Source organism: Mucilaginibacter sp. PPCGB 2223 (genome assembly GCF_001705515.1).
Classification (GTDB): domain Bacteria; phylum Bacteroidota; class Bacteroidia; order Sphingobacteriales; family Sphingobacteriaceae; genus Mucilaginibacter.
In genome coordinates this window covers 243,424-259,976 of sequence record NZ_MDJS01000005.1, presented here as the reverse complement: position 1 = coordinate 259,976, position 16,553 = coordinate 243,424, and the positions used below count along the sequence as shown (strand labels likewise).

Here is a 16,553-nt window from a genome sequence, read left to right as displayed (position 1 = left end):
TGTGTGTCGCAATACGCAAATCGTATTACGCAATACTATATGAGGATCATGGCTTTTGATTACGGAACCAAGCGCATCGGCGTAGCCGTTACCGACCCTTTGCAGATCATCGCCACCGGTTTGGATACCGTGCACCCGAAGGATATTGTCGACTATCTTAAAAAATACATCGCGCAAAACCCTGTGGAACGTTTTGTAGTTGGCGAACCCAAGCAGATGGATAATACCGCTTCGCAATCGGCGCCGCATGTGCGTGGGTTTGTCACCATCCTGAAAAAGAATTTCCCCGAAATCCCCGTCGAGATGATGGACGAGCGTTTTACCTCGAAAATGGCCTCGGCGGCTATTTTGCAAAGCGGCGCAAAAAAGAGCGACCGGCAGAATAAGGCATTGGTGGATACGGTGTCGGCAACCATAATCTTACAAAGTTGGATGGATAGCAGGCTATTTTAGCATAATTATTCTTACCTGTCATCTCGAACGATAGTGAGAGATCTTCGGCTGCATGCCTTGCGGAGTTGCAAATCGAAGAAGATTTCTCTCTCGTCCCTCGTTCGAAATGACACATTATTAGCGGGTTAGCGGTTAAATTTGCCCCTTACCCCCAAATCCGTATCTTTGCCCCATGGAGATACTTCCGGAGATTTTACAACAATACCTCGAAACGCACTGTGAGCCCGAGCCGGAATTGTTGAAAAACATCAATCGCGAAACGTACCTCAAGGTGCTCAAACCACACATGCTTTCGGGCCATTACCAGGGGCGTTTGCTGAGTATGCTGAGCAAGCTGATGCAGCCGAAATGCATTCTCGAAATAGGCACCTACACCGGTTACGCCACGATTTGCCTGGCCGAAGGGCTGGTTGAGGGAGGCGAAATACATACCATCGAGGTGAACCGCGAGATGGAAGAAATGATCCGGAAAAATTTTGCGGCAAGCGCATTTGAAAAAAGTATTTTTCCACATTTTGGTGATGCTCAGCAGATTATCTTGGAGCTTTCGGGAAAAGTTTACGATATTGCGTTCGTTGACGCAGACAAAAAAAATAATTTAACCTATTTCAACATGATCCTGCCCCAGGTAAAAAGCGGCGGTTTGATCATTGTAGATAACGTTCTGTGGAAAGGCAAGGTGTACGACAGTGCCGCGAATGACACTGATACCCGCCTGATCCGCGAATTTAATGATGCTATAAATGTGAATGATAAAGTGGAGAAACTGATTCTCCCGGTGCGCGATGGGATTTTGATCATCAGAAAAAAGTAAATTATGAAGAAACTCTTACTGATAGCATTATTGCTGGTATCTGTTCAGGCTTCAGCCCAAAAAAACACCTCACAATCGTATATCGCTCAATTTAAAGACGACGCCATCCGCATTATGCATGCCAGCGGCGTACCGGCAAGTATCATCCTGGCAGTAGCCATGCACGAAAGCGGCAACGGCAACAGCAAAATAGCCCAGAACCTTAATAACCAGTTTGGTGTAAAGGGCTATAATAAAACCACTTATGTTACTGCTAAAAACAAAAAGGTGAGCACTTTTTATAAACATTATGATTCGGTGCTCGAGTCGTTCGAAGATTTTGCCCGCATCATGACCCAGCGCAAGCAATTCAGCAAACTGGCGGCAACCCTCACCAGCTTTGATTATACCGGCTGGGCCAAAGGCATACAAAAAGCAGGTTATTGCAGCAGCCGGCGCTGGTCGAAGGATGTGCTGGGTATCATCAAAAAATATCAGCTTAACACCTTTGATATGGTGCAGCCAACGGACCAGGCCGCACTTATCCCTGCCGACATTGATAAGGATGTTAATAATAATTAAGACCAGCCAACCGGGCTAAGTTGTAGCTTTACAGCCAAAACCCTGCTTATGCAAAAACTCATCTGCGGCTTAATACTCATCTGCTTTTTAGCTTCCTGCGCATCGCACAAAAAACTGGCCGGCAATAAACCTGCGGCAGCCAACCCCACCGTCAGCAACAGCGAAGCCAAACGCAATAACGAAAAGATCAAAAAACAATACAGCGAATCTATCGCCAGCTATACCACTTATACTGCCGATAGCTACATCGAGCGTTTTAAAACCATCGCCATACAGGAGATGAATACCTACGGCATACCTGCCAGTATTACGCTTGCGCAGGGCCTGATCGAATCGGCCAACGGTAACGGCGACCTGGCCCGCATTGCCAACAACCACTTCGGTATCAAATGCACCGCCGACTGGACGGGCAAAAGCTTTTACAAAGACGACGATATGGTGAACGACTGCTTCCGGGTTTATGCCACGCCCGAAGAATCGTTCCGCGATCATAGCAACTTTTTAAAACGGAAGCGTTACGCACCGCTGTTCGAGCTGGATAAGAACGATTATGTGGGCTGGGCAAACGGGTTAAAGGCAGCAGGCTATGCTACCAACCCGAAATATCCGCAGATGCTGATCAACATCATCCAGAAATATAACCTCGACCGGTACGACCGGCCCGAAGGCGAGGTGCAGAAAATTAAACGTGAAGACCGTGTGCTGACGCAGATCAATAACAACATCGGTAAAGAAAACCGCGACTCGATAGTTACCAATACCCCGCAGGATAAACTGTATACCGTTAAACAGGGCGATACACTTTATAATATATCCAAACGTTTTGGATTAACGGTCGACGATCTGAAAAGCCTCAACAGCCTGGGCGATTCGAACATCAAAATAGGCCAGAAATTGGTGGTTACAAAGTAAACCGCGTTAATTTTTGTTAAAAGCTATGTTAATAACACGCCGATGTGTTAGTTTTAACCCTGTGATAAAGGTATGGGCCATTATTGTTTTATGCGCGGTGCAGGTTACAGCAGCCTTTGCGCAGGATAAAACCATCGATGGTATTGTGTTTGATAACAACAGCAAGGAACGCATTGCCAGGGTAAACATCGTAAACACCCGTACCGCCGAAAGCTATTACAATAACCTTAAAGCCGAGTTTAAAGTTAAAGCGCGCAGCGGCGATGTACTGATATTTAGTAAAACAGGCTATTTTAACGATACCGTTACCCTCAAAAACGAAGCTACCCTCGTAATTTATTTAAAACCGAGCAGCGTACAGCTCCGCGAGGTGAGTATACGCAGTTTGGTAACACCGCTCGATCAGTATAACCGCACAAAAAAGGACTATACAAAAATATACGGCCATATTGCCGATAAGGGCCTGCTATCGTCTATCAGCGGGCAGGGCGCGGGCCTGAGTATCGATGCGTTGTGGAACATGGTGAGTAAAGAAGGCCGTAATGCAACCCACCTGCGGGCCATTATCGACCGTGATTATCGCGAAAACGTGATCGATTACCGCTTTAACCGTACACTGGTAGGCAGCATTACAGGGCTGGACGATGTGAAACTGACTGATTTTATGTTTAAGTACCGCCCGTCGTATTACATTGTTACCAGCACTAACGATTACGACTTTATCAAATACATCCGCACCAGCTATAAACGCTACCTGCGCAACCCCGAAGCCTTCTCGCTGCAGCCATTGATATCCGACGATAAAACGGCACCCTGAATACCAAAACAGCCGGAGGTTCGTTTAAAATCCACATCGCCATCTTAAAAAAAATGCTTTTATTTGCCTTATGTTCAAATACAGCTTCAGCATAAGCATCCTGGCCCTTTTGCTTTTATGTGATGCGGCTTTTGCACAAAAGCCCGATACGCTGAAGATAGACACCAACCTGCTGAAAAGCTACCGCATCGATCCCCCAAAAAACGCTTTGCCGGTGCGCAGCCGCCCTATCATCATCCGCCCGGAGGCCATCCCCGTTACCGAGTTGGGTTACCAGGTGAGTTACTGGCGCAAAAGTTTAACAGTTGGCATCAACGTTAACCAGGCCGCGTTTAGCAATAACTGGAGCGGCGGCGGTATCAGCAGCATAGCCCTGGGCAATAATTTTGATTTTAAGGCCGAGTACAACCAACAACCGCTCGACTACACCACAGAGCTGCTGCTTATCTACGGGATATCCAAAAGCAAGGGGTTGGTATCGCGCAAAACCAACGACCGTATCTTTTTCGATAACAAGCTATCCACACAGTTAAGCAAACACTGGTACTTTTTCGGGTCGATAAGTTTCGAGAGCCAGTTTGCCAAAGGGTTTAACTATAGCAACGATGCTTCGGGCAACCCAAACATCCAAACGCTGATCAGTAACTTTATGTCGCCGGGGTATATTACCGAGTCGCTGGGTTTTGAGTACAAGCCCGTAAAATATGTCGATATCCGTTTGGGTACCGGCACGGCGCGGCAAACCTTTGTGTTAGACACTACCATTTACCATAACATCAGTGGTAATTACGGCGTTACCCCACGCAGTAAGTTTCATAACGACCTCGCTTTCCAGATAGTGAGCACGATTAATAAGGATATTGCCACCAACATGAACCTGCAGGCCCGCTACGCGCTGTTCATCCCCTACAACAACTTTGGCTGGGACAGGATAGACCACCGTTTGGATGCTACCCTGCTGGCCAAGGTAAACCGCCTCATCAACGTTGCCCTTACCGGGACGATGCTCTACGATGTGACGACCTCAAAGGATATACAGTTTTCGCAGGGCCTGGCGTTGGGAATAGTGTATAAGTTTCCGTAATGGAGAATAAGCCCAGAGCCTTAAGTCTTTTTTTAACTCCAGACTATAGACTCAGGACTAAATGAGGGCGTTGCCTGCGGCCGGGCTGTCCGCTCATACGCCTTCAGGCATTAGTCACGCCCTACTCAAAACCAGCCGCACGGCAGGTATCCACTTCCATCCCTAACGCGATTTTAGTCCGGAGCCTTGAGCCCGAAGCCCCGGGTCATTTCCTCCCGACTTAGGGCTTGCTCTTTGTTGGTGTTATCACCAACAAACCAGTAGAAAGCAAAATATAAGTAACAAAGGCATCTTACCCGCCCTCATATATCACCCCCGAGGTAGGCGTTTCCTTCAGCTCAATGCGTTTAAGGCCGGGTACCAGCGGTTCGATCATGTGGAAGAGCCATTTGGCCAGTATTTCGCTGGTGGGGTTTTCAAGCCCGGGTATATCGTTAAGTAAATGATGGTCGACCAGGTTCAGTATGGGCGATACAGCCTCTTTAAGGTCGGCATAATCAATAACCCAGCCTTCGGGCTGTAATAGCACGCCTTCAACATACACAATCAGCTCGTAAGTATGGCCGTGCATGTTTTTGCATTTATGCCCTTCGGGTACATGGGGCAAAAAATGGGCGGCATCAAAACCAAATCGTTTGTAGATGATCATACCGGCAAAGCTGCAATTATCCGGCCAGCTTAAAAATGACGGCGGTCAGGTTTTTGAGATAAGGGGGATCACTTCTTTTTGACTGTGCTGAAGTTATCACCAGCAAACTGATAAACAAGGCTGCCTTGCTTGTTTAGGATTACGTTACCGCGTCGTGCTGGTTATTGGGGCTGCACGGCTTGTGCCTGCAAACACACGGTTTATCAATGCTTTCAGAATCCAACAAAAATCCGTATATTGTAAAAGCGCGAGGCTAAAAGCAATTATAAATTTGATAATCAGGCACGGATATCTTATGTAAAAATACCGAAGAATACCGATGTCTTCCGGATTTTGGTTGCGAAAATGGTAATCATTTGCACATCTGCACATTCCTGCATTTGCACATTATTTCTTCAGCGAGATCTTTCCCAGCTTATCCGTCATCATTTCGGTAAACCACAGGTTGCCTTTGGCATCGGGGCGGATGCGGTGCATCATGCTCATGCGGCTGGGCACATCGTGCATGGTATAAGGTACATGGTGGATATCGGTGCCAACCACATTGCGGATGGATTTATCAAAACAGATGATATAATCGATACCGGCGGGAACGGGGTTGGCATGATCGACGTATGCCTGCACCCACAGGTTACCGTCGAAATCAAAAGCCAGCGAAGCCAGGATATCGTTTTTATGGCGGGCGGGCACTTTATATTCGGTAATGTTGCCTTTCATATCAATCTTCCCGATGTTCACACCGGCCTCTTCGGTAAACCACATGTATGGCCCGGATGGGTCGGGTATGATGGCTATCGGCCGGCTGTTCGGCGTTGGTATAGGGTACTCGTTGATATGGCCGTAATGGGTGGCCTGTGCAATACAGTTGCCCAAAAGTTGGGTACCCCAGATGCATTGATCGGGGCCCGCGTTTAAAAATATAGGCAAGGCCGCGAGGGTATTGAACATAAAATGCTCCACTTTGCCCCCGGGCGATATTTTGCCGATGCCGCTGGTGCGCTTGCCGGTAAACCAGATGGTTTCGCCATCCGCATCCAGGCCGATACCATGCGGCGCCACGTTAACCGGTATGGCGGCATTGCTGGCATTCATGCTTACATCAATTTGCGTAATCACGTTGCAATCCTCGTCAAGCTGCACCACTTTGCAGGCAAACTCCCACGATACCCAGAGCCGCTTATGCTTATCGATGAGCAAACCGTGCGGGCCGCTGCCTTTGGGCATGTGGTAATGTTTGATCTCGTTCGTTGCCAGGTCGAGGCGCGCCACCTGGTCCATATTCTGCCCGGTAATGTAAACATATTTATCGCTGATCACCAGCTCGTGTGTAGAGGCGCTGGCGGGCGGCGTAGCCGGCAGCCAGTTTAAGCTGAATTCGGTAATATCGCCAAGGGTTACCGGGCCGGTTGATGCCGGCATATCCATGTGCATATCCATCGGAAGAAGATTTAGGTAAATAATAGATAAATATACCTATTTATATGGGTGCAAATGAGAAAATGTGCAGATGTGCAAATGATTTGTATACAAAGTAACTCAAGGTATAAGAATGCGGGCCAAGGCATTGCATATTACTCATCTGCACATTCGCACATCAAACTTTCTTCTTTTTCCTCAAATTCTGGTAATCGATATAGTACAGGATCTTCACCGAAAAGTTGTTGTTCTGCGGGCTGCCGAATACGCCGTGCAGGTTGTGGTAGTAACCGTATTCGCCCTCGTTGGTATCGGTGAGCGAAGAGTTTTTGTAGGCGATGCTCAGCTCGCTGCCCGGCGAAAACTGCCATACGTATACCATATCCACGTTAAAGGTGTTAAAATCTTCATCGTTGCCGGAGTTAAACTCCGATGGCACACGCGGCGCCAGGTTGCCATCGGGCTGCAGGTTATAAAAGCTCAGGTTGTTGCGCACGCTCCAGTAATGGCGCACGCGCAGGTTAAGGCCCATATTGGCGGTAAAGGTGTATTTCAGGTTCAGGATGTTCTCTACCGTGTTGCGGTGGTAAAGCGAGAAAACCGAAGTATTGTTGCCGTCGACGGTGAAAAAGCCCAGCACCGAGCGCTGCGGGTTGTAGGTTACATCCTCGCCAAAGCTAAAATGATCGTTGATGCGGTAGGTATAAAACAACTCATCGGTATTGCTGAAGGAGCCATGCCCGTTGCTGATCTCTATCCATTGCACAAAAAAGCCCCAGCTAAAAGGTTTTGAACGTGGGCTGTTGCCATACCAATTGCCACGATAGCTGAAAGGGCTGTTATACTGCATGCCGGCTATTTCGGGCACATAAAAATCATGCCCTGTGGGCTGGTAGTGATAATTGGTGCCTAACTGCCATAGGTTTTTGAGCGAGATATTGCCGCCAATGGCATAATCGGCCGTTTGGAACGCCGACGGGGCATAACGGCGCGAGTAATAAAGGTTAGACCAGATGCTCCATTGCGTAAAATGCTTGGTGGGCTTGTAGCTGGCATATTGCAGGTAAAGGCTGTGATCCAAATAGTTGGGGTTATTTAAAAAGCCGAGGTCGTTGGGGTTATAGTTCGGGCTCACATAATCTTCGGTGAAGTTACCTGTAAAGCTGCCCTGGGTTTTATTGGCGCTTATCTCGTAAGCATAACCTTTAGTATCCGTTTTATCGGGATAAATGAGGTTGCTCATAAAGCCGTAGCCGCTTATGCCGAAAGAGTTTTTTTTGTTATTGAGGTTGTAGGCAAAACCGCCCACATCGGCATTATAATCGTTGCCAAAGCGGGTAACGTTGGTGTTAATGAGCGTGACCGATGAATTGTGCGGTAAATTCTGGTCGAGCACTATGATATTGTAGTTGGTGGTAGGCGATGTTTGCGCCATACGGGTTTTACCGGTGATAGTATCCTGTATGGTTGCATCAGCCGATTGTTGTACGGCATTGAATACACCTATACCTAAACCGCCGGCTGTGCGGCCCGAAAATTTGGTGGCGTTAAGCAAACGGGTTTCACTGGGTTGTTTGACGATCTCTTCGTGGGCATTTAGCGGCACGTTGCCATAATCGATAGGTGTGCCGCCTACCCTGCGGCTGTAAAACAGGTTGCCTTTGTTAAAGAGCTCGGTACCCTCGGTAAAAAAGGGCCGGTTCTCGTTATATTTTACCTCGAAGGGAGTAAGATTCAATACCTGGTTATCGCTTTGTACCTGGCCAAAATCGGGTATCAGGGTCATATCGATCGTAAACGTCTGGTTGATGCCATACTTGATATCCATGCCCCCGTTTACCGAGCCGGTGGTATTGGCGATGCCAGGGGTGTTATATGGGTAATGGTTGACATAGGTGGAGAAGTATGGGTAAAACCCAAGCCTGATTGGCGGTGTTAGTTTTTCGATACCGGTAAGCTGGCCCTCCTGGTTAATAAAACCGTTCTTTTTCGGGTCGAGCTCGTTCCAGAAAAGCTGTGTCTGTGTTTTCTGGCGTTTGCGTACCATGTTAAGCCCCCAGGTTTGCACGTCCTTTTTAGAGAAGCGCAAAGCCGAAAACGGTATGCGGAACTCGGCCGTCCAGCCTTTGTCGTCAATCTTTACCTTGCTATCCCAAACGGCGTTCCAGTTCGAGTCTTCGTTGCTGCCGCCACCCGGTACCGGCGAATATTTGGCATCGTACTGGCTGCCGGCCGCGGTAACGTAAAAGCCCGAAGCGTTCAACCCGTCTAGATAAGTATCCAGTACGATGCCTATAAAATCGGCAGTACCTACGTTATCGCGTGTGGCCAGCTCGTGCGCTATCTTATCCGGGCCGGTTTCGTACATATGCGCGCCTACATAAATGGCGTCATTATCGTATAAAATGCGTACTTCGGTGCGTTCCTCCGGTTTTTCGTGGCGGCCCGCAACGGGGTTAAGCTCAACAAAGTCGGTAGCGACGGGCGCTGTTTTCCAGACATCCTCGTCAAGCACGCCATCTATTTTGGGGGCGGTAGTTATTTTGGTGGCCTGCAGCTTTTTTTGTGGAGGTTGTGCAATGGCAGCGCAGTATATCAGGATGAATGCTACAAACAGGTAAAGTTGTTTCATTGGGTAAACGGTCGGCTAACAGATTAATTACACTTAAGACGTACTAAATTAACATTGGTTACAGGTTTTTTTTGTTAAGGTTAAGTTAAGGATATAATATTTAACAAATATTAACAATAAGGCATTAGTTATCAATGGTTTAATGGTTAATAAAATTACCTCTCACCCGGATTAAAAAAATATATTTTGATTTCTGAAACCAGTTTTGTTACTTTGAATATCAAAGTACTTTAAATGAAAAAAAAAGATTTATTGGACGACCTGAGCTCGATTAAAAATATCATGGAGCGTTCTACAAAGTTTATCTCGCTCAGCGGGCTTTCGGGTGTGATGGCCGGGGTTTATGCCCTCGTTGGCGCGGGTTATGCTTTTACTGTACTGCAAAGTGGAAAAGCTGCGGGACCGGGCCATACCTACCGCGACGAGGTTATTGTGCCGCTGGTGTTCACCGCCATTGCGGTTTTAATATTATCTGTATCGACAGGTATATGGCTCACCATCCGTAAGGCCCGGCGAAAGGGCCTGACGGTTTGGAACCCGGTAAGCAAGGCATTACTGTTAAGTGGTGGCATACCGCTGGCAACAGGTGGTTTGGTTATTATTATCCTGCTTTTGCAGCGCCATTTTGCGATTATATCGGCTGGCTGTCTTATTTTTTACGGATTAGCGTTAGTTTCGGCCAGTCATCATACCTTTGGCGATGTAAAATGGCTCGGGATATTCGAAGTTATAATAGGGCTTGCCGCTTTGGCTATCCCTGGCTATGGTTTTTTACTTTGGGTGCTGGGTTTTGGGGTGATGCACATTTTATATGGTGCTATAATGCATTTTAAATACGATCGTGAAGTTAACGCTTGATAATTTTGACAAAGCTTTCGAAAACCGGATCCGCCTGCAGGCCATGAGCGTACTGGTGGCTAACGAAAGTTACGATTTTAATTCGCTTAAGGAGCTGCTTGACGTTACCGATGGCAACCTGGCATCGCACCTGAAGGCTTTGGAAAAGGAAGAATACATTACCGTTACCAAGTCTTTCCTGGGCCGTAAACCCAATACCCGCTACCAGGCTACCAAAGCAGGTATTGCCGCTTTTAAAAAACACCTCGAGGCGCTCGAAAATTTAATTAAACAACAGAAATAATTTTTTTTATTTTTTTACTTTGAAATTCAAAGTGTTTTTAACCTGATCAAATGAATCAAATAACAACCCGCCGAATCAAAACATATATCAGCATCGTCATCATCGGTTTGGTAATAAGCGGTATTACCGCCTTCCCTATCGAAAGCGAATTGGCCCTGCTGGCACATCCCGGAAACAGCACCATGAACAACTGGCTCAATACCATTTACCAGGCGGTTAAAACTACAAACCAAAACTATCCGTGGTTAAGTTACGGTACCGACTGGCTGGCCTTTGCACATATCATGCTGGCCGTTTTGTTTATTGGTCCGCTGCGCGACCCTGTGAAAAACATTTGGGTAATTGAGTTTGGTATGATTGCCTGCGTGGCGATATTCCCGCTCGCACTTATTGCAGGCGGTATCCGCGGGATACCGCTGTTCTGGCGGCTGATCGATTGTTCGTTCGGTGTTATGGCCTTTGTCCCGCTATATCTAACCTATCGGGCTGTCAAAAAGCTCGACCCCAAACAAATTTAACCGATGCTCAAATTCAATCTCAAATATTTTACCCTGGCGCTTTTGTTGTTTATTACTGAGGTGCTCATTGCACGCTATATGCACGATGCTTTAATCCGCCCATACGGCGGCGACGTACTGGTGGGCATTCTGGTGTATTGTTTTATAAAGAGTTTTATGAACACACCCGTAAAGCCAACCATTTTAGCGGTTTTGCTATTTTGCTATACGATCGAAATATTGCAATACTTTCATTACGTGGAGCTGTTAGGACTGCAAAATTCAAAACTGGCACGTACGGTCTTAGGCGTTGGCTTTTCGTGGATAGATATGCTTTGCTATACCCTGGGTATGCTTATTGTTTTATCGTTGGAAAGTATAAAAGCATCAGAAAAAGAGGCCCCATGGAATACTTTGTGAAACCCGGCTCGATTGTACGCCGCATATGGGGCAAAAGCGATACCATACTGTTTATTTTCGCCGGTTCGGCGGCCGAGTTCGCCTTGAATAAAGCGGTCGACTGGTTGTACTTTACCGGCCGCCTGCCTGCCGACCCGCTGGGGCGCCTGTTCAGCACGGTAGTTTATGCCAGGAAGATCATCTTTTCGGACACCGAAAACGCCTTAAAAGCGATTGATCAGATCACAGCCATCCACACGCAGGTGGAGGCCAGCCGTAAGGCCAAAATACCTGATTGGGCCTACCGCGATGTGTTGTTCATGCTCATCGATTATTCCATCCGCTCGTTCGAGGTATTGGAGCGCAGGCTAACCGATGGGGAAAAAGCCGAAATATTTGATGTGTTTTACCGTGTAGGCCAACGTATGGGCATTAATGGCCTGCCTAAGCTTTACCCCGATTGGCTGAGTATGCGGCGCGGGCACCTCGAACAAAACATGCGTAACAGCAGGTTCACTACCGACCTTTACGAGCAATATCAGAAGCATTTAGGAACTATAAGATATATGCTGCTCAAACAGGTGCAATTGCTCATTGCTCCCGAAAGGGTAAAGCAAATGCTTCCAATAGGTAAATACGTATATATCAAACCGCTAATTGTGCTCTATAAACTGGCTCGTTTTATCAGGATCAGCCAGTTTTTGAAGAATGCTATGCTGCCTACGGCTTATAAGCCGCAGATACTGGCGCTGGATATAAACGGGTAAAAGTGTTTTTATAATTTTTTTTATAATATTATGGAATGTTTGGTGTGAATGCATCTGTTACAGGATTACCTTATACTAACCTGACCTGTTATGAAGACTATTGAACGAGTAACACTGTCCCTATTATTATTGACAGCCTTTATTAACTTAGAGGTCGCGTACGCCCAAAAACAGCCCTCGGTACAAGAGGTCGGCGTGCGTGCCCCTGCAAATATTAAGATCGATGGCAAACTTGATGAATGGCCCAATAAATTATTAAGCGCATATAACTCAACAAGCCGTATTTATTACACCATAGCTAACGACGACGAAAATCTGTACCTGGTCGTTCGGGGGTTCGGCCAGCGTGTTTCGCGCAAGGCGCTTGAAGGCGGGCTGACTTTTACCATAAGCCATTCGACCGGGAAAAAAGAGCGCGAGAAAGCCCCAGATAACGTAAGCATCAGCTTCCCGGTGCCGCAGGGCGAAAAAATTCGCTTTGACCTGCTGGCTCAGCAACGTGAACTGCCGCCGCTGATGAAAGACACGGTGGCAAACCGCAGGCAAATAGATTCGTTGATAAAGGTGGCTAATGCTGTGTTGACGGCCCGCCTGAAAGAGATCAGGGTGGCCGGAATCAAAGAGATCGAAGACACGAGCATATCGGTTTATAATACCCAGGGCATCAAAGCAAAAATGCAATTCATTCTGATGCAGCCGGTGGTCGAAATAGCCATACCGTTAAAATACCTGGGGCTGTCCACAACTAAGCCGGTAAAGTTTAGTTATAATATCAAACTCAGCGTTCCTCCTCCTCCGCCCGGGTTCGTTGCAGGAGCGATAGCCGATGACCCGCCTACTGCCGATGAAGCTTATTTAGAAAATACCACGGATTTTTGGGGAGAGTATATCCTGGCTCCCAAGCCATAAAATTCGTTATTTTGTTTCGGCTTCCATTATCGGGTTGCCGGATGCGGTTACCGTTGCCGGGTTCATTTTAAGGCCGGTAATTTTTAGTGTATAAGCGATATCGCAGGGCGCATCGGCAGGTAAGGTTACGTGCAGGCCATTGGCGTCCTGTGTAAAGGCCAGGCTGCCTTTTGCGCCGAGCATACTAACCGCATTTATTTTACCAGCGGGCGCCTGCCCCCCGGCCAGGGATGTTATGGTTGCTGTCGCACCAGGCCATTTACCCGAAATGATGGCGAAAAGCGCATCGCCTTTAACTGTAAAATGGACGTTAAGCGCATCTTTTCTGCCTTCGGCAAATTTGATCCAGTTATGAGTATCGTAAATAGCCTCGCCGTTTACCGCCAGCCATTTGCCTATCCCCAATAAGGTTTCCTGCTGCTCCTGCGGGATGGTGCCATCAGCTTTTGGCGACAGGTTAAGCATCAGCGTGCCGTTCTTGCTCACAATATCGATCAGGCGGTTTACAATTGCCGCCGCGCTGGCTACGCGCATGCCTTCGGTATAACCCCAGGTGCTGCCTATCTGGCTATCTACATCCCAGGTGCCGGTGCGAATGCCTGCAGGCACGTGCCCCTCAAAATCTAATATCGACCCAATGGTTGCTATGTTTGTGCCCGACGGTGCAAAAGCGGCTTTTTTGGTGTTCAGGGTAACTTCCTTGCCCCATTGTTTTGCGCTATTGTAATAATAGGCGGCAACCTGCAGCTTCAAAGGGTCTAAAAACCGTTGATCGATACCATTATCAAACCACAGCACATCGGGCCGGTACTTGTCTATCAGTTCAACATTGCGGTTAAACCAGCCCAGTAAAAACTTTTGGCAGGCTTCGTCGCTGCGGTCGGCAACGTTGTAAAAAGGTTGCCATTCCGGGTCGTACAGGTCAGCCCGTTCTGTTTTCATCTTTTCGAGCATTGCTGCGGGCGGATTGATGAACTGGAAGTTTTCGATCTGATGATTGGTAAACCCGAACTTTAACCCTTGTTTGCGCACGGCGGCACAAAGCTCGCCTATCAGGTCGCGCTTTGGGCCCATTTGTTTGGCATTGTAGGGCGTAACTTTACTATCCCACAAGGCAAAACCATCGTGGTGCTGGCAGGTTGGCGCTACAAACCGGGCGCCAGATTTTTTGAAGAGTTGGGCCCAGGCCTGCGGGTCGAATTTTTCCTGCGTGAACATGGGGATAAAATCTTTATATCCGAATTTATCCTGCGGGCCAAAATGCTCGGTATGCCATTGGCCTACGCCACCCTCGGTATACATGTGTTTTTCGTACCACTCGTTATGGTAAGCGGGCACCGAGTATAAGCCCCAATGCATACACAGGCCAAACTTGGCGCCCGCATACCAGGCCGGGACCTTATAATTTTCTTTCAGCGATTCCCAGGTTGCTTTGTATGGCCCTTTCGGCATTTTAGTGGTGATTTGCTTTACAGATGCTTCTACATTCCGGAGGGTTGTTTCGGGCGCCATGTCAAAGCCGGTATCATTACCGGCCTCGCCGATAGTTTTATTCAATATTTTAGTTACCGGAGCATCATGGCGGGCTTTTGTGCGTTCAGTTGTATCGCTTTTTGTCTGCGCTTCTGCGGACAGGGCAGCAAGCAGAAAGATATTAAAAGAGATGATGGCGACTTTTTTCATGCCGGATGTATAGTTTGATCAGATGGTGCATAATGGTTGATCAAAACTAATCATAGCCATTGGTCAACAGATTGTAACAAGCCGACTTTTTTTTGTACAAAACAGACTAACAGTGCTGTGGCAAGCCGGGTAACATTTGTTCAAAGCCCCGAACCATAAGCCTGTCTTCATATTAGTCTTACCCGTTACCGAATCACAGAGGGTAACTCTTTGACCGTATGCTTTTGTTCGTATATTTATGCTTTAACCAAACTGACATCATGAAACAATACCTGCTTCCGCTGGCGATGTTTTTTGGCATAGCTTTTACAGCCAATGCACAACAAAGCGCCCCTGCAAAAAACGACCAGCCTGTCTCAAAAAGCCGCATCTTAAAAGTCGATTCGGCAACGACGACCAAACACACCGTTACTATAAAAGGTCAGGTTGTGCCTTATACCGCTACCGCAGGCAGTATACCTGTTTGGGATGAGGACGGCCGCCCTATCGCCGGCGTTTTTTACACCTACTACGAGCGCGATGATGTTACCGATCGTACCAACCGGCCGCTGGTAATATCGTTTAACGGCGGCCCGGGCACGCCTTCGGTTTGGATGGAAATTGGTTATACCGGCCCCAGGCTGTTGAACATCGATGAAGAAGGGTACCCGGTTCAGCCTTACGGTATCCGCGAAAACCCTAATTCTATATTGGATGTTGCCGATATTGTTTATGTCGACCCGGTAAATACCGGCTACTCGCGCCCGGTGAACAAGGATGTACCCACATCAAAATTTTTTGGTGTTAACGAGGATATCAAATACCTGGCCGAGTGGATCAATACCTTTGTTACCCGTAAGGGCCGCTGGGCATCACCAAAATTCCTCATCGGCGAAAGCTACGGCACCACGCGCGTATCGGGCCTGGCGCTCGAACTGCAAAACAGCCAGTGGATGTACCTGAACGGTGTTGTACTGGTATCGCCCACCGATCTGGGGATTAACCGCAACGGCCCTGTTGATGCGGCGCTAAGCCTGCCCTATTTTTCTGCTACGGCCTGGTATCATGGTATGCTTGCCCCCGATCTGCAGGCTAAAGATGTTACGGCTATTTTGCCAGAGGTTGAAAACTTTACCATCAACGAACTGATACCCGCGCTGTCAAAAGGTGGTTTTATCGATGAGGCATCACGTAAAGCGATAGCGGCAAAAATGTCGCGCTACAGCGGCCTGTCCGAAAAATTTATCCTGCAAAACAACCTTGATGTTTCGGCCAGCCAATTCTGGAAAGAGTTGTTGCGCGATAAGGGCTATACCATAGGCCGCCTCGATTCGCGCTACAAAGGTATCGACAAAAAAGACGGCGGCGACGGGGTTGATTACAATGCCGAACTGACAGCCTGGCTGCAAGCCTTTACACCGGCCATCAACATCTACCTGCGCGGCGAACTGAATTACAAAACTGATATTAAATATAATATGTTCGGCCAGGTTTGGCCCTGGAACAACAACGGCAACCGCACCGGCGAAAACCTCCGGCAGGCGATGGCGCAAAACCCCTACCTGCATTTACTCATCCAGTCGGGTTATTTTGATGGCGCCTGCGATTACTTTAACGCCAAATACAGCCTTTGGCAGCTCGACCCGAGCGGCCGGTTAAAAGACCGCCTGAAATGGGAAGGCTATAAAAGCGGGCACATGCTGTACCTGCGCAAAGGCGACCTGGCTACAGCTACCGAAAACCTGCGGACCTTCATCCGCGAATCGACACCGAAACCAGGGCAACCTGCCAAATATTAAGAAAGAGGGCCCCGGTATAAGCCGGGGCTCTTTTTTACTAA

The 16,553-nt window shown here is 47.9% G+C and carries 17 protein-coding genes; 13 read left to right on the top strand and 4 right to left on the bottom strand.

Going from position 1 to position 16,553, the window contains the following annotated elements:
• The first annotated feature begins 39 nt into the window (after nucleotides 1-39).
• From ruvX to BEL04_RS22455, 6 genes are all read left to right on the top strand, one after another.
• Complete coding sequence (gene ruvX, locus BEL04_RS22480) at nucleotides 40-453, top strand: Holliday junction resolvase RuvX (RefSeq protein WP_066007779.1); 414 nt, start codon at nucleotides 40-42, stop codon at nucleotides 451-453.
• Nucleotides 454-625: 172 nt separating this feature from the next.
• Entirely contained in the window at nucleotides 626-1,267 is a 642-nt protein-coding gene (locus tag BEL04_RS22475; protein WP_066007777.1) for an O-methyltransferase, read from the top strand.
• A gap of 3 nt (nucleotides 1,268-1,270) precedes the next feature.
• Entirely contained in the window at nucleotides 1,271-1,828 is a 558-nt protein-coding gene (locus BEL04_RS22470) for a glucosaminidase domain-containing protein (protein WP_066007775.1), read from the top strand.
• Nucleotides 1,829-1,876: 48 nt separating this feature from the next.
• Nucleotides 1,877-2,740 carry a glucosaminidase domain-containing protein gene (locus BEL04_RS22465; RefSeq protein ID WP_066007773.1) on the top strand — a complete coding sequence of 288 codons (864 nt, stop codon included), beginning with the start codon at nucleotides 1,877-1,879 and terminating at the stop codon, nucleotides 2,738-2,740.
• 61 nt (nucleotides 2,741-2,801) lie between these two features.
• A complete protein-coding gene (locus BEL04_RS22460; RefSeq protein ID WP_083228036.1) occupies nucleotides 2,802-3,557 on the top strand; it encodes a hypothetical protein in 756 nt (251 codons plus the stop codon).
• 70 nt (nucleotides 3,558-3,627) lie between these two features.
• Nucleotides 3,628-4,641 (top strand): DUF3078 domain-containing protein, encoded by a 1,014-nt coding sequence (locus BEL04_RS22455; RefSeq protein WP_066007771.1) that lies wholly within the window; start codon nucleotides 3,628-3,630, stop codon nucleotides 4,639-4,641.
• A 292-nt stretch (nucleotides 4,642-4,933) separates the two neighbouring features.
• On the opposite strand, the gene queD is transcribed toward BEL04_RS22455, so the two are convergent.
• The 3 genes from queD to BEL04_RS22440 all read right to left on the bottom strand — a co-directional run bounded on the left by queD (nucleotide 4,934) and on the right by BEL04_RS22440 (nucleotide 9,338).
• A complete protein-coding gene (gene queD, locus BEL04_RS22450) occupies nucleotides 4,934-5,290 on the bottom strand; it encodes a 6-carboxytetrahydropterin synthase QueD (RefSeq protein ID WP_066007769.1) in 357 nt (118 codons plus the stop codon).
• Between the two features lie 387 nt (nucleotides 5,291-5,677).
• Nucleotides 5,678-6,727, bottom strand: coding sequence for a hypothetical protein (locus BEL04_RS22445; RefSeq protein WP_066007767.1), 1,050 nt, complete (start codon nucleotides 6,725-6,727; stop codon nucleotides 5,678-5,680).
• Between the two features lie 157 nt (nucleotides 6,728-6,884).
• Complete coding sequence (locus tag BEL04_RS22440; RefSeq protein WP_066007765.1) at nucleotides 6,885-9,338, bottom strand: DUF5916 domain-containing protein; 2,454 nt, start codon at nucleotides 9,336-9,338, stop codon at nucleotides 6,885-6,887.
• A 234-nt stretch (nucleotides 9,339-9,572) separates the two neighbouring features.
• On the opposite strand from BEL04_RS22440, the gene BEL04_RS22435 reads away from it, so the two are divergent.
• The 6 genes from BEL04_RS22435 (at nucleotide 9,573) to BEL04_RS22410 (ending at nucleotide 13,051) form a co-directional block, all read left to right on the top strand.
• Entirely contained in the window at nucleotides 9,573-10,196 is a 624-nt protein-coding gene (locus BEL04_RS22435; protein ID WP_066007763.1) for a hypothetical protein, read from the top strand.
• The gene (locus BEL04_RS22430; RefSeq protein ID WP_066007762.1) at nucleotides 10,180-10,479 is read left to right on the top strand and encodes a transcriptional regulator; all 300 of its coding nucleotides are present in this window, start codon (nucleotides 10,180-10,182) and stop codon (nucleotides 10,477-10,479) included. Before BEL04_RS22435 ends, BEL04_RS22430 begins: the two co-directional genes overlap by 17 nt.
• A gap of 50 nt (nucleotides 10,480-10,529) precedes the next feature.
• Nucleotides 10,530-10,997, top strand: coding sequence for a hypothetical protein (locus BEL04_RS22425; protein WP_066007761.1), 468 nt, complete (start codon nucleotides 10,530-10,532; stop codon nucleotides 10,995-10,997).
• Nucleotides 10,998-11,000: 3 nt separating this feature from the next.
• A complete protein-coding gene (locus BEL04_RS22420; protein WP_066007760.1) occupies nucleotides 11,001-11,396 on the top strand; it encodes a DUF2809 domain-containing protein in 396 nt (131 codons plus the stop codon).
• Nucleotides 11,381-12,142, top strand: coding sequence for an oxygenase MpaB family protein (locus BEL04_RS22415; protein WP_066007758.1), 762 nt, complete (start codon nucleotides 11,381-11,383; stop codon nucleotides 12,140-12,142). The genes BEL04_RS22420 and BEL04_RS22415 overlap by 16 nt, the downstream gene beginning before the upstream one ends.
• Nucleotides 12,143-12,232: 90 nt before the next feature.
• Nucleotides 12,233-13,051, top strand: a complete 819-nt coding sequence (locus tag BEL04_RS22410) for a hypothetical protein (RefSeq protein WP_139113150.1) — start codon at nucleotides 12,233-12,235, stop codon at nucleotides 13,049-13,051.
• Between the two features lie 6 nt (nucleotides 13,052-13,057).
• Here the strand turns inward: BEL04_RS22410 and BEL04_RS22405 are convergent, their stop codons facing one another.
• Nucleotides 13,058-14,734, bottom strand: a complete 1,677-nt coding sequence (locus tag BEL04_RS22405) for an alpha-L-fucosidase (RefSeq protein ID WP_066007754.1) — start codon at nucleotides 14,732-14,734, stop codon at nucleotides 13,058-13,060.
• Nucleotides 14,735-14,994: 260 nt separating this feature from the next.
• Between BEL04_RS22405 and BEL04_RS22400 the strand changes: the two genes are divergently transcribed.
• Complete coding sequence (locus BEL04_RS22400) at nucleotides 14,995-16,512, top strand: S10 family peptidase (protein WP_066007752.1); 1,518 nt, start codon at nucleotides 14,995-14,997, stop codon at nucleotides 16,510-16,512.
• Nucleotides 16,513-16,553: the final 41 nt, after the last annotated feature.

Excerpts from the sequence above, each read along its gene's own strand:
- BEL04_RS22445 (WP_066007767.1), bottom strand. The coding sequence starts at position 6,727 with ATGGATATGCACATGGATATGCCGGCATCAACCGGCCCGGTAACCCTT.
- BEL04_RS22440 (WP_066007765.1), bottom strand. The coding sequence starts at position 9,338 with ATGAAACAACTTTACCTGTTTGTAGCATTCATCCTGATATACTGCGCT.
- BEL04_RS22400 (WP_066007752.1), top strand. The coding sequence starts at position 14,995 with ATGAAACAATACCTGCTTCCGCTGGCGATGTTTTTTGGCATAGCTTTT.
- BEL04_RS22415 (WP_066007758.1), top strand. The coding sequence starts at position 11,381 with ATGGAATACTTTGTGAAACCCGGCTCGATTGTACGCCGCATATGGGGC.
- BEL04_RS22420 (WP_066007760.1), top strand. The coding sequence starts at position 11,001 with ATGCTCAAATTCAATCTCAAATATTTTACCCTGGCGCTTTTGTTGTTT.
- BEL04_RS22425 (WP_066007761.1), top strand. The coding sequence starts at position 10,530 with ATGAATCAAATAACAACCCGCCGAATCAAAACATATATCAGCATCGTC.
- BEL04_RS22465 (WP_066007773.1), top strand. The coding sequence starts at position 1,877 with ATGCAAAAACTCATCTGCGGCTTAATACTCATCTGCTTTTTAGCTTCC.
- BEL04_RS22470 (WP_066007775.1), top strand. The coding sequence starts at position 1,271 with ATGAAGAAACTCTTACTGATAGCATTATTGCTGGTATCTGTTCAGGCT.
- BEL04_RS22435 (WP_066007763.1), top strand. The coding sequence starts at position 9,573 with ATGAAAAAAAAAGATTTATTGGACGACCTGAGCTCGATTAAAAATATC.
- queD (WP_066007769.1), bottom strand. The coding sequence starts at position 5,290 with ATGATCATCTACAAACGATTTGGTTTTGATGCCGCCCATTTTTTGCCC.
- BEL04_RS22410 (WP_139113150.1), top strand. The coding sequence starts at position 12,233 with ATGAAGACTATTGAACGAGTAACACTGTCCCTATTATTATTGACAGCC.
- ruvX (WP_066007779.1), top strand. The coding sequence starts at position 40 with ATGAGGATCATGGCTTTTGATTACGGAACCAAGCGCATCGGCGTAGCC.
- BEL04_RS22475 (WP_066007777.1), top strand. The coding sequence starts at position 626 with ATGGAGATACTTCCGGAGATTTTACAACAATACCTCGAAACGCACTGT.
- BEL04_RS22455 (WP_066007771.1), top strand. The coding sequence starts at position 3,628 with ATGTTCAAATACAGCTTCAGCATAAGCATCCTGGCCCTTTTGCTTTTA.
- BEL04_RS22405 (WP_066007754.1), bottom strand. The coding sequence starts at position 14,734 with ATGAAAAAAGTCGCCATCATCTCTTTTAATATCTTTCTGCTTGCTGCC.